General features: G+C 68.0%; 12 protein-coding genes and 1 riboswitch. Of the genes, 8 read left to right on the forward strand and 4 right to left on the reverse strand.

Annotated features, from left to right (window positions below; genetic code table 11):
* Positions 1-18 precede the first annotated feature (18 nt).
* Together EV647_RS01185 and EV647_RS01190 are read left to right on the forward strand one after the other, a co-directional pair.
* Positions 19-1,446, forward strand: coding sequence for an MFS transporter (locus tag EV647_RS01185; protein ID WP_133996994.1), 1,428 nt, complete (start codon positions 19-21; stop codon positions 1,444-1,446).
* 1 nt (position 1,447) lies between these two features.
* Positions 1,448-1,996, forward strand: a complete 549-nt coding sequence (locus EV647_RS01190) for a dihydrofolate reductase family protein (RefSeq protein ID WP_133996997.1) — start codon at positions 1,448-1,450, stop codon at positions 1,994-1,996.
* Here EV647_RS01190 and EV647_RS01195 read toward each other — a convergent pair.
* On the reverse strand, positions 1,993-3,006 hold the full coding sequence (locus EV647_RS01195; protein ID WP_133997000.1) for a GTP pyrophosphokinase family protein: 1,014 nt from the start codon (positions 3,004-3,006) through the stop codon (positions 1,993-1,995). The genes EV647_RS01190 and EV647_RS01195 overlap by 4 nt on opposite strands.
* A gap of 150 nt (positions 3,007-3,156) precedes the next feature.
* Between EV647_RS01195 and EV647_RS01200 the strand changes: the two genes are divergently transcribed.
* From EV647_RS01200 to EV647_RS01220, 5 genes are all read left to right on the forward strand, one after another.
* On the forward strand, positions 3,157-4,350 hold the full coding sequence (locus tag EV647_RS01200) for an ATP-binding protein (RefSeq protein WP_133997003.1): 1,194 nt from the start codon (positions 3,157-3,159) through the stop codon (positions 4,348-4,350).
* A gap of 48 nt (positions 4,351-4,398) precedes the next feature.
* The gene (locus tag EV647_RS01205; RefSeq protein ID WP_133997006.1) at positions 4,399-5,265 is read left to right on the forward strand and encodes a DUF3152 domain-containing protein; all 867 of its coding nucleotides are present in this window, start codon (positions 4,399-4,401) and stop codon (positions 5,263-5,265) included.
* Between the two features lie 30 nt (positions 5,266-5,295).
* The gene (locus EV647_RS01210; RefSeq protein WP_133997009.1) at positions 5,296-6,102 is read left to right on the forward strand and encodes a hypothetical protein; all 807 of its coding nucleotides are present in this window, start codon (positions 5,296-5,298) and stop codon (positions 6,100-6,102) included.
* A complete protein-coding gene (locus tag EV647_RS01215; RefSeq protein WP_133997011.1) occupies positions 6,099-6,758 on the forward strand; it encodes an alpha/beta fold hydrolase in 660 nt (219 codons plus the stop codon). The genes EV647_RS01210 and EV647_RS01215 overlap by 4 nt, the downstream gene beginning before the upstream one ends.
* A gap of 18 nt (positions 6,759-6,776) precedes the next feature.
* A riboswitch (TPP riboswitch) is annotated at positions 6,777-6,894 on the forward strand.
* On the forward strand, positions 6,890-8,215 hold the full coding sequence (locus EV647_RS01220; protein ID WP_133997014.1) for a cytosine permease: 1,326 nt from the start codon (positions 6,890-6,892) through the stop codon (positions 8,213-8,215). It overlaps the preceding riboswitch by 5 nt.
* On the opposite strand, the gene EV647_RS01225 is transcribed toward EV647_RS01220, so the two are convergent.
* Positions 8,154-8,534, reverse strand: a complete 381-nt coding sequence (locus EV647_RS01225) for a hypothetical protein (RefSeq protein WP_238176958.1) — start codon at positions 8,532-8,534, stop codon at positions 8,154-8,156. The two genes, EV647_RS01220 and EV647_RS01225, sit on opposite strands and share 62 nt — an antisense overlap.
* A gap of 68 nt (positions 8,535-8,602) precedes the next feature.
* On the opposite strand from EV647_RS01225, the gene EV647_RS01230 reads away from it, so the two are divergent.
* Positions 8,603-9,286 (forward strand): class I SAM-dependent methyltransferase, encoded by a 684-nt coding sequence (locus EV647_RS01230; RefSeq protein ID WP_133997017.1) that lies wholly within the window; start codon positions 8,603-8,605, stop codon positions 9,284-9,286.
* Positions 9,287-9,451: 165 nt separating this feature from the next.
* On the opposite strand, the gene EV647_RS01235 is transcribed toward EV647_RS01230, so the two are convergent.
* Both EV647_RS01235 and EV647_RS01240 read right to left on the reverse strand, forming a co-directional pair.
* A complete protein-coding gene (locus EV647_RS01235) occupies positions 9,452-10,018 on the reverse strand; it encodes a methylated-DNA--[protein]-cysteine S-methyltransferase (RefSeq protein ID WP_133997020.1) in 567 nt (188 codons plus the stop codon).
* Positions 10,011-10,502 (reverse strand): RNA polymerase sigma factor, encoded by a 492-nt coding sequence (locus EV647_RS01240; RefSeq protein WP_133997023.1) that lies wholly within the window; start codon positions 10,500-10,502, stop codon positions 10,011-10,013. The genes EV647_RS01235 and EV647_RS01240 overlap by 8 nt, the downstream gene beginning before the upstream one ends.
* Between the last annotated feature and the right edge of the window lie 12 nt (positions 10,503-10,514).

The following is a 10,514-nucleotide window of genomic DNA, read 5'->3' on the forward strand; positions in this document are numbered from 1 at the left end:
ACAGACGAAGGGAGCCGGGTGGAGGAGCTGACGCGGGGGCGGCGGCTGCTGGTGCTGGCGATCTGTTGCTCCAGCCTGTTCATCGTCGGTCTGGACTCGACGATCGTGAACCTGGCGCTGCCGGCGATCCGGTCCGAGTTCGGGGCCTCCGTCGCGAAGCTGCAGTGGACGATCGACGCCTACACGCTGGTGCTGGCCAGTCTGCTGATGGTCTCCGGGTCGACGGCGGACCGCGTCGGGCGGCGACGGACGTTCCAGGTCGGGCTGGTGCTCTTCGGGATCGGGTCGTTGCTGTGCGGAGTCGCGACGAGCGTCGACCTGCTGATCGCGTTCCGGGTGCTGCAGGCCGTCGGCGGGTCGATGCTGAACCCGGTGGCGATGTCGATCATCACGAACACCTTCACGGATCCGCGCGAGCGTGCGCAGGCGATCGGCGTGTGGGGCGGTGTGGTCGGGCTGAGCATGGCGGTCGGGCCGGTCGTCGGCGGGTCGCTCGTGGACGCGGCCGGGTGGCGTTTCATCTTCTGGATCAACGTGCCGGTCGCGGTGGCCGCCGTACTGATGACTGCGTTCTTCGTGCCCGAGTCGCGGGCCGCCGTGCCGCGGCGGATGGATCCGGTCGGGCAGGTGCTCGTCGTACTGCTGCTGGGTGGTCTGACGTACGGGATCATCGAGGGCCGGTCCGCCGGGTGGGGGTCGCCGCTGATCATCGGATGCTTCGTCGTGTGCGTGGTCGCACTGGCGACGCTCGTGTACTACGAACGTCGTCGGGAGCAGCCGCTGCTGGAGCCACGATTCTTCCGGAGTGCACCGTTCTCCGGTGCCACGCTGATCGCGGTGTGCGGGTTCTCGGCGCTGTCGGCGTTCCTGTTCCTCAACTCGCTCTATCTGCAGTCGGTGCGTGGTTTCACCGCGCTGCACGCCGGTCTGCTCACGCTGCCGATGGCTGCGATGACCGTGGTGTTCGCACCGGTGTCCGGTTGGCTGGTCGGTCACAGAGGTCCGCGGGTACCACTAGTGGTGGCCGGCACCATGCTGACGGCGTCCGGCCTGCTTCTGTCCCGGCTGACCACTACTACCGCCACCGTGCATCTGCTGATCAGCTACCTGGTCTTCGGACTCGGCTTCGGCATGCTGAACGCACCTATAACCAATGCCGCCGTCTCCGGCATGCCACGGGCCCAGGCAGGTGTAGCCGCAGCCATCGCCTCCACCAGCCGCCAGGTCGGCGCCTCTCTGGGCGTCGCTGTCGCCGGCACCGTCCTCACCGCTCGCCTGGTCGGCTCCTTCGAAACAGGTTTCGTCAGCGCCGCCGAGCTCTGCTGGTACATCATCGCGGGCTGCGGAGCCCTGGTCCTTGTCCTCGGCGTGATCACCACGAGCCGCTGGGCTCGCAGTACCGCGGAGGCGCTTGTCAAAGATCCCGGTGCTGCTCCGACCAGGTGACATGACAAACAACAAGATCGTGGTCTCGGTGCAGGCGTCGCTGGACGGCCGGGTAGCGGCGGAAGGCGGCGCACTCGACTGGATGCAGGTGAAGGACGAGTTGCACGCGCACTTCGTCGACGTACACCGGACGGCGGGGATGTTCGTTTACGGGCGGAACACCTACGACGGCATGGCCGGGTACTGGCCGACCGCCGAAGGGGCACCGTTCCTGGTGGAGTACGGCAAGGTCTGGACGGAGATGCCGAAGCTGGTGTTCTCGCGGACACTCGAGTCCGCGGACTGGAACACGACCGTGGTCCGCGAGCTCGATGCGCTCGAGGAGTACCGCAGGACCGCCGATGGCGACCTCTATGTGATCGGTAGCCCGCAGCTGGTCACCGCACTGGCCGATCGGGACCTGGTGGACGCCTACGAGATCTACGTGCACCCGGTGGCGCTGGGACATGGACCGTCGATCCTCGAGGGGTTGTCGTCGCGGCAGGGTCTGACGCTGACCGGTGCTCGGACCTTCGACGGGAACGTGGTCAAGCTGGATTACTGCCGCTAGCTCTCGACCAGCCCGGCGCGGGTCAGGGCCTTGAGGCGGCCGCGGAGGATCTTTTGCCGGCGCTCCTCATCGGGGAACAGCTCCAGGTAGACAGGTCCCTTGGCGGCGAGTAGGTCGTCGTCGAGGCGTCGTACTGTGCCGGCCGGGGCCCGGTGCGTCATTGCTGCCTGCACTGCTTCGCTGTCGATATCTGTGAGCAGTTCGGTGAGCTGCTCCTCCGTGGTGATGCCGAGGCGGTGCAGGATGCCCAGGATCCAGGCGTAGTGCGTGGTCTTTGCGTGCGGCGCGTCCGGGTAGCGGCGGGTCAGGTACGTCGTCAGCGTGCCCGTCGTGAGGTCCAACGGCGCCTTGTCCGACGCGGTCGCGGCCACCTCGCGGTACAGCCGGTCGATCTCGGTGAACTCGTTGTCGGCGAGCTCCATCAAGGCGGCGGCCAGCAGGAACCGCCGGTCGAACTCGGGCTTGCGGTCCGGCGGGATGTCCAGCTTGTACCGGATGTCGTGCTCGAACTCCGCCCACGCGTGCTGGACCGCCGTCCGGACCTGGATCTCCATCACCAGATTCTTCAGTACGGCGTACTCCGGCAGCTCCCGGCGGTGCTCGTTCAGCCGGACCAGGTAGTGCTTGCTGGCGTACCCGAAGACGCCCTGCGCCCGGGTGTGCGCGCCCATGTCGGTGTGCTCGACGATCTCGAACTCTTCCTCGATCACCTCGCAGACCCGGTCCACCGCCTCCACCAGGAACGTGATGACACGGGCCGCGACCAGGTCGGTGATCTGGTTCAGCGGGTCGTCGTACTTGGGTCTGGTGGGGTCGTCGGGATGCGGCTTCGACGCCTTCGCGAGGAACGACTCGGGATCCTTGGCCCGCGCGGTGGCGGTCAGGTAGTTGATGCCTTCCTCTTCACCGATCAGCTCGTTGATCAGCGCCTCGAGCTTGCGTGCGCCGCCGACGTACTGCTGGTGCACCCGCTCGTACAACGCACCAGCCTGCGGAACCCACTCCACCATGGGCGGAACCCTAGTGCTCTTGAGGTCGCTCGTGGTGTCTATTGGTTTCTAGTGATTTCGCTAGAAAGATGTAGAGACCTGTCGCGACACGCTCTGGTCCTTGATCGGTCAATCTACGGAAAACGCTAGACGGCCTCATACAGTGAAAGCATGGATCCGATCCGGAATCCCTATGCGCCCGGCGCCGGTCAGCGGCCGCCTGAGCTGGCCGGACGCGACACCGAGGTGCGGCAGTTCGAGGTAGTGCTCGAACGGGTCGCGGCAGGCAGACCGGAGCGGAGCTTGGTGCTCAGCGGCCTCCGGGGCGTGGGTAAGACGGTTCTGCTGAACACACTGCGCTCGCAGGCGATCAAGCGGGCGTGGGGCACCGGGAAGATCGAGGCGCGACCGGACCAGAGCATCCGGTTGCCGATCGCGCAGGCGCTGCACACCGCGATGCGGGAGCTGGGGCACCGGCACCGCGACGACGAGAAGGTCGACCAGTTCAGCGCCGTACTGAAGGCCTTCGCGTTGCGTACGGCGGCGAACGACCGGAAGGGGATCCGCTGGCATCCGCCGGTGGACGTGGCCGCCGCAAAGGGCCGGGCTGACTCCGGTGACCTGGAGATGGATCTGATCGAGCTGTTCACCGACGCCGCGGACCTGGCGGGTGACCTGACGGTCGGGGTCGGGCTGTTCATCGACGAGATGCAGGACATCAGTTCGGACGACCTGTCCGCGCTGTGCGCCGCGTGTCACGAGATCTCGCAGCAGAGCGCGCCGCTGGTCGTCGTCGGCGCGGGCCTGCCGCATCTGCCCGCCGTACTGTCGGCCAGCAAGTCGTACTCCGAGCGGCTGTTCCGCTACATCCGTGTGGACCGGTTGGCGCGGGAGGCGTGCGACCGGGCGCTGATGGTGCCGGCAGAGAGCGAAGGCGTGCAGTACGACGAGGAGGCGCTGGACGAGCTGTACGCGCAGACGGACGGGTACCCGTACTTCGTGCAGGCGTTCGCGCACTCGACCTGGGACCACGCGCCGGCCTCACCCATCACCATCAAGGACGTCGCCGTCGCGGGACCCGAGGCGTCCGCCGAGCTGACCGTCGGCTTCCTCGGCTCCCGCTACGAACGCGCGACCCCCGCGGAACGCGAGTACATGCGCGCCATGGCCGAGCTCGGCATCGGAGTCGACGACGGCTCCGTCCCCACCGCCGAGGTCGCCAACACCCTCAAGCGCAAACCCCAGTCCCTCTCCCCCGCCCGCGACGGCCTGATCAAGAAAGGCCTGGTCTTCTCGGCCGAACGCGGCACCGTCGCCTTCACCGTCCCGCACTTCGGGAAATTCCTGCGGACGAGGACGGCTTAACGAAACCGGGCTTTCGTGCTCTGGCAGGTATCGGTAGGGTCGACTGTCATGACCACCCGGCGGAGCGGCCAGCGCGGACACACGTCTGGGCGTCGGCGGAGTGGGCGGCACAGTCGGCGGAAGTCGTACAAGGGGCAGTGGCTTGTAGTGACTGCGTTGGCGGTGCTGGGGACTGCGGTGGTGGCGCACCCGGACGTCGCGCACCGCAACAGCCTGGCGGCGCAGGCGGTTGCAGGGGTCAACGAGGTTGCTCAGGAAGAGCCGGTGACCTCGGTCACGCCCAAGACGACGCCGGTTCCGATTGCCACGCCGACGCAGAAGTTCACCACTCCGTTGCGACCGGCACCGACCCTGACGCGCAAGCCGAAGGGTGCGAAGCCCAACGTCCTGGTGTCGACCGGGAAGCTTGCTGTGGTGCCTGGGCTCAACAAGGCGACCGGTGTGCGCGACAAGATGACGTACCGCGTGGAGATCGAGCAGGGCGTGTCGGTGAACGGTGCCGCGGTCGCGGCGGCCATCCACAAGACGCTGACGGACCCGCGCGGCTGGCAGGCGGTGCACGAGGTGAGTTTCGAGCGGACGGACAGCGTCGACGCCGACCTCCGGATCATCCTCGCGACGCCGACCCTGACCGACAAGCTCTGTCTGCCGCTCGACACCGGCGGTGAGGTCTCCTGCCGCGTCGAGGACCGCGTCGTGCTCAACGCGAAGCGGTGGCTCTACGCGATCCCGGCGTACAACGGGCAGGTCGACCTGTACCGCAGCTACCTGGTCAACCACGAGGTCGGGCACGCGCTCGGCCACGGGCACTCGACCTGCACGACCCCGAAGACCCCCGCGCCGGTGATGATGCAGCAGACCAAGGGGCTGGCCGGCTGCCTGCCGAACGCCTGGCCGACGATCAAGGCCACCTGAGAAACTGGGTACGACGGGAGGGAGCAGGCGATGTCATCACAGGACTTCCCGACGTACGGCAGGGACGAGCAGCCCGAGCAGCAGGGGTCCGGCGAGGAGCATCACTACGCGCCACCCACGCCGTACGGCGGCGCCACGTACGGCGCTGGTCAGCCCACCCCGCCCGAGCAGTTCCCGTATGCGCCGCCGCAGGCCTACGGAACGCAGCCACCGCCGCAGGGCAACCCGGCGTACCACCAGCCCCCGGCCTACCGTCCCGGTGCACCGTACGGCGCTCCGGCGAGCCCGCAGCCACATGAGCTCCCGACGTACGGCCGCGAGGAGCACTCGCGTGACCCGCGGGCCGCTCGGGTCGTCGGCCTGGCCGCGTTCATCGCCGCGATCTACGGGCTACTGGTTGTCTCCGTCCAGCGCGTCGCCCTCCGTGAGATCTCCCAGGCGCCCGGCTCGCCGCTCAATCACCCACTCCGCACGGACGTGCTCGACGCGATCGGCCAACTGCTGCTCGTGGTCGTCGGCACTGCCGCGCTGGTGATGTGGATCCGCGACGTCCTTGCCCGCCACAAGGTCGGTCGCCGGCCCGACCCGGCCGAGCTGGCCGGTCTGCTCCTCGTCGCAGTGTCCGTCATCCCGATCCTTGTCTGGCTGCTCATGGTGTTGTCCACAGGTCTCGGTGCCAGCGACGACGCGGTCCACCGGCTGCCCACGGCGTACGGCTGGGGTGGTTTCGGCCTGCTGATCCTCGCCGTCGGCCTCTTCCTCGGGTACCGCGAGCTGAAGCCCGACGTACCGAACCCTGTCGTCAAGAGCGCTCCTGCCAAGGCTCCCTGGGAGTGAACGCACCTATCGTCCTCGTGCCCGGCCTGGGCCTCGGCCCGGAGTCGTACGCGCGGACGGTCGAACACCTCGTCACGCCGTACCACGTGGTCACTCTGCCCGGGTACGGCGAACCGGCGGGCACCCGTGAGGACCTGCACCCTCGTGCCCTCGCGGTAGCGCTGGCCGGGAAGATCCGCGAGCGGTCCGTGCTGGTCGGCCACTCGGCGAGCTGTCAGATCGTCGTCGAGCTGGCGATCCGCTACCCCGAGCTGGCCCACGCGCTCGTGCTCGCCGCCCCGACCGGCGACATCCGGCTCTCGAGTTGGGTCGACCGCGCGGTCCGGCTCGTCGGCTCCGCCATCCCGGATGCGCCGAAGCTGGTCCGGATCAGTCCGCAATACGCCCGTACGACGCTGCCGTCGATCGCCCGCGCCGGCGAAGCGTCGAGACACCACGACCTGGCCGCAGTCATGCCCCACGTGCAAGCGCCGGTGGTTCTGGTCCGCGGCCGGCACGACCTGCTGTGTACGGCGGAATGGGTCGAACGGCTCGCGGAACTCAGCCACGGCGAGGCCCGCACGCTGGACTCCGGGGCGCACATGCCGGTCGTGACGAACGGGCCGGAGCTGGCCGCTCTCATAGAACGAGCGGCCGCTCTTCCGCACAGTAGCTGACGAGTTAGACTCATCAGCACAAACCTATGCGGGAGCTCGCACCGAGGATGCGCGGGCTGAGAGGGCGACAGCTGGGTCGCCGACCGCCTGAACCTGACCGGGTAATGCCGGCGTAGGGAGTGGGGTCACTCATGACCGACACAGCTGTTCGTCCTGCCAGTACTACCGAGGCGCCGCTCGTCCTCACCACCGATGCGCCGCGCACGCTCGGTTTCTTCGACCAGTTCACGCTCTGGGGCAACTTCGGCATCTCGCTGTTCGGCCCGGTGACCGGTGCGCTCGTGGCGGCGTACACCGGCTCGCTCTGGCAGGGGCTGCTCGCTGTGGTCGTCGGCTGTGGCATCGGCGCGTTGGTGCTCGGCGGTGCCGCCGTGTTCGGGTCGCACACGGGTGCGCCCGCGATGGCGAGTCTGCGCGGTCTGTTCGGCCGCCGCGGTTCGATCGCGCCGACCGTGCTGAACATCGCGCAGAACGTCGGCTGGGCGACGATGGAGATCATCGTGATCTCGCAGGCCGCGGTCGCGGTCACGAGTGAGCGGTGGCGCTGGCTGTTCGTCGTACTCGCCGGAATCATCGCCACCGCGATGGCGGTCCGTCCGCTCGGCAGCGTGAAGATCCTGCGGAAGTTCATGGTCTGGCTGGTGCTGCTCGCGTCGGTGTACCTGTTCGTGCAGGTGCTCAGCAAGCCGACGCACGCATTGCCGCAGGACAGTGTGTTCGGCTTCTGGCCGGCCGTCGACCTGGCCGCTGCCGGTGTCGTGTCGTTCGCGCCATTGGCGGCTGACTACACGCGGCACTCCCGGACCAACAAGGCCGCGTTCTCCGGGTCCGCACTCGGCTACGGCCTGGCGGCGATCGCGTACTACGCGCTCGGTGTCGTCGCTGTGGCAACGCTGCAGACCAACAGCGACGACGTGATCACCGCACTGGTCACACTGCCCGCGGGTGCGATCGCGCTGCTCGTACTGCTGGTGGACGAGGTCGACGAGGCGTACGCGAACGTCTACTCGACCACGCAGTCCGCACACAATCTGATCGGCCACGTCGACCGCCGCTGGATCTCGGTCGCGATCGGCGTGATCGCCACCGGTATCGCGCTGTTCATCGACCTGGGCAACTACACCCAGTTCCTGTACCTGATCGGCTCGGTCTTCATCCCGTTGTTCGCGGTCGCGATCGCGGACTTCTTCGTGGTCAGCAAGATGAAGTGGGACGTCTCCGGTACGGCGAAGTTCCGCTGGCAACCGACCGCCGCGTGGCTGATCGGCTTCGTCGCGTACCAGTTGGTGAACCCCGGAACCGTCTCCGGCTGGTCCCCGTTCTGGACGAAGGTCCAGCAGGCCCTCTTCAACGACCACCCCGTCCCCACCTGGCTCGGCGCGACGTACACCTCGATCATCGTCTCGATGGTGGCTGCTGTGCTTCTCGGCCGGATCGGTCGCCGGCAGGCTGCCTGAGCAGGGCGAGAGCGACCACCGGGAACACGAGCACGGACAGCAGCCCGGCGCAGACCAGAGCGGCGGCGGTGACCGGTGTCATCAGCCCGGTCGCCACGCCGATCTGCGTCGCCGTCACGATGAACGGCAGCGACGTCGCCTGCAGCAGCGCGGTCGCGGCCGTCGCGCGAGCTCCCAGCGTCCGCACCGCGAGGTACGCCGGTACTCCGCGAACCGCTAGCAGCGCTAGCAGGAACAGCGGCACGCGGACGAGTGCGGCGTCGTGCCACGGGCATCCCCCCTCGCGACACAGACCGTTCAACAGGTCAGTGCCGGCCAACGCTCAGGCGTTACAGGAAGCTCGCCCTGCTGGACAACTGACCCGGAGCACGCGGAATACTGGCGGTCATGCTGAACTCCGCACTGCGTAGTCGGGCCGAGTATGCCGAACTCGGTGCCGACGGACTGGCCGCGCGTACGTCGCCCGAGCGGGACGCGCTGATCGTCAAGGCAGTGGAGGAGCTGCTGGAGGGCCGCGAGTCGGTGCTCGACCTGTGCTGCGGGTACGGACGGGTCGCGCTGCCGCTGCGCCGCGCCGGCAAGGTCGTGCGCGGGCTGGACATCTCGCCGAACCTGCTCGAGGCCGCTCGCGCCCGGGCCGCCGAGGAGGACCTCTCGATCGACTGGGCGATCGGCTCGATGACCGATCTGCCGTACAAGTGGGACTCGTTCGACGCGGTGATCTGCCTGTGGACGGCGTTCCACGAGCTGTTCGCGGAGGACGAGCAGATCTCCACGATCTGCGAGATCTCCCGGGTGCTGAAGCCGGGCGGGATCGCGATCATCGAGGGCCCGGTCTGGGGACCGGCGACCGCGGCCGAGATCGCCAACGGGATGCGGCAGGGCCCGGAGCACCGGATCGTCACCACCGAGCACGACGACGACCGCAGCAGCGTGCACTTCATCCACGACGAGATCAGCTACGGCCGCCTCTGCGCGGCCGCCGGCATCACGGACTACAAGGTCTACAAACGCGACTGGGGCGGCCGCCGCCGACTCATCCTCGAGATCCACCAGCCGGCAACCGACTAGTACGACGACCAACCTCGAATCTCTGACGTGTCAGTTTCTCGATTCGAAGACAGTCCCGGATCCCTTGCAGGCAAGGGGAAGCAAAGAAGCAGATCCCCACTCCACATTGGGGATCTGCTCCTTATTTCATCGAGTGTAAATCCATTACCGGAAATTCCGGAAAACTCAGCTTTTTGCTTCGAGATTCAGCAAGAATCGTTTTGCGTCCAGTCCGCCGGCGTACCCGGTGAGGGCGCCGTTCGCGCCGACGACCCGGTGGCAGGGCAGTACGACGCAGACCGGGTTCGCGCCCAGCGCCGTACCGACCGCGCGCGCCGCCTTGGGCCTGTCGATGTCGGCGGCAACGGTTCCGTACGTCGTCGTGGCGCCGTACCTGGTGTGTGTCGGCAGATCCGTCAGCACGAGCCGCTGGAACGGCGTCGCCAGCGCGAGGTCCACCTCCAGATCGAAGGCGTGACGGCTACCGGACAGGTATTCGTCGAGTTGCCGTCGTACGTCGTCCAGCGGCCGAGGCTGCCGTAGTACCCGCGGGGACACGGCCCGGGCGAGCCGCGCGGTCATCGTCTCCTCGTCGCCGAACGAGCTGGCGACGACCCGGCCGTTCGCGATGGCGAGCAGGAGAGTCCCGATCGGGGTGTCGTGCAGTGTGTAGGCGACGTCGGCGTCGGGCAGGACGGGTGGTTTCAGGTCAGTGGTGTCGAGCCGGGTCAGCCGGCTCTCGAGGTCAGTCATCGTGTACTCCGAGTTTCGTGCGCAGGGTCGCCAGCGCGTCGCTGACGAGCCGGCGTGACGCGGCGGGCGTGGTGTCCAGAGCGGCGGCCACGCCGTGGTGGTCCAGGTCGCCGACGTACTTGAGCGTGATCGCGAAGCGTTGCCGCTCCGGGAGTTCGTTGACCGCCCGCCACAGGTCGGGATCCGGCCATGCCGTGGCCTCCGGTCCGTCGACCGCGACCGGCGGCGCCTCGTCCAGCGGGCGCTGCGGTTTCCGCGCCCGGTGTACGTCGGTCGCGCACCGGGCGGTGATGGTGAGGAGCCAGCTGCGCAGGTTCTTCGCCGAGGTCAGCTCCGGATACGCCGCATACGCCTTCTCCCAGGCGCGTTGCGCGACGTCGTCGCCGTCCTGACCGGCCATCGCCCGCGCCAGCCTGGCGACGTCCCGCCAGTGCGCGTCGATCAGCGCCTGGAACGGCGGCAACCCGACCTTCTCCCGAGTCATCACGTAAGTAGA

Origin of the sequence: Kribbella sp. VKM Ac-2566, assembly GCF_004366005.1 — a bacterium.
Lineage (GTDB): Bacteria > Actinomycetota > Actinomycetes > Propionibacteriales > Kribbellaceae > Kribbella > Kribbella pratensis.

What these genes read in the sequence shown, in the direction of transcription:
- EV647_RS01195 (WP_133997000.1), bottom strand. Translation starts at nt 3,006, where the DNA reads ATGGTGGAGTGGGTTCCGCAGGCTGGTGCGTTGTACGAGCGGGTGCAC.
- EV647_RS01230 (WP_133997017.1), top strand. Translation starts at nt 8,603, where the DNA reads ATGCTGAACTCCGCACTGCGTAGTCGGGCCGAGTATGCCGAACTCGGT.
- EV647_RS01240 (WP_133997023.1), bottom strand. Translation starts at nt 10,502, where the DNA reads ATGACTCGGGAGAAGGTCGGGTTGCCGCCGTTCCAGGCGCTGATCGAC.
- EV647_RS01235 (WP_133997020.1), bottom strand. Translation starts at nt 10,018, where the DNA reads ATGACTGACCTCGAGAGCCGGCTGACCCGGCTCGACACCACTGACCTG.
- EV647_RS01220 (WP_133997014.1), top strand. Translation starts at nt 6,890, where the DNA reads ATGACCGACACAGCTGTTCGTCCTGCCAGTACTACCGAGGCGCCGCTC.
- EV647_RS01200 (WP_133997003.1), top strand. Translation starts at nt 3,157, where the DNA reads ATGGATCCGATCCGGAATCCCTATGCGCCCGGCGCCGGTCAGCGGCCG.
- EV647_RS01210 (WP_133997009.1), top strand. Translation starts at nt 5,296, where the DNA reads ATGTCATCACAGGACTTCCCGACGTACGGCAGGGACGAGCAGCCCGAG.
- EV647_RS01205 (WP_133997006.1), top strand. Translation starts at nt 4,399, where the DNA reads ATGACCACCCGGCGGAGCGGCCAGCGCGGACACACGTCTGGGCGTCGG.
- EV647_RS01190 (WP_133996997.1), top strand. Translation starts at nt 1,448, where the DNA reads ATGACAAACAACAAGATCGTGGTCTCGGTGCAGGCGTCGCTGGACGGC.